General features: G+C 72.1%; 1 protein-coding gene. It reads left to right on the top strand.

Going from position 1 to position 581, the window contains the following annotated elements:
- Window positions 1-581: polyketide synthase (locus I3F54_RS31930; protein ID WP_240122414.1), on the top strand; the 581-nt coding region annotated here is incomplete at both ends.

Genomic DNA, 581 nt, shown 5'->3' with positions numbered 1-581 from the left:
GACGGGCGGTGCAAGGCGTTCGCGGCGTCGGCGGACGGCACGGGTTGGGCCGAGGGTGTGGGTGTGCTGGTGGTGGAGCGGTTGTCGGATGCGCGGCGTCGTGGTCATCGGGTGTGGGCGGTGGTGCGGGGCAGTGCGGTGAATCAGGACGGTGCGTCGAATGGGTTGACGGCGCCGAACGGTCCGTCGCAGCAGCGGGTGATCCGGCGGGCGTTGGAGGGTGCGGGGCTGGTTGCGGGTGAGGTGGATGCGGTGGAGGCGCATGGGACGGGGACGCGGTTGGGTGATCCGATCGAGGCGCAGGCGTTGCTGGCCACGTATGGGCGGGGGCGTGAGGGTGGTGAGCCGTTGTGGCTGGGGTCGGTGAAGTCGAACATCGGGCACACCCTGGCCGCCGCGGGCATGGCCGGCGTCATCAAGATGGTGATGGCGATGCGGCACGGTGTGCTGCCGCGTACGTTGCATGTGGACGAGCCGTCGCCGTTCGTGGACTGGGACGCGGGTGCGGTGCGGTTGCTGACCGAGCGGCGTCCGTGGCCGGGGACCGGGCGGCCGCGCCGCGCGGCGGTGTCCGCCTTCGG

This window comes from Streptomyces sp. MUM 2J (assembly GCF_022414535.1).
Lineage (GTDB): Bacteria > Actinomycetota > Actinomycetes > Streptomycetales > Streptomycetaceae > Streptomyces.
This window is presented reverse-complemented; position numbering and strand designations above follow the sequence as displayed.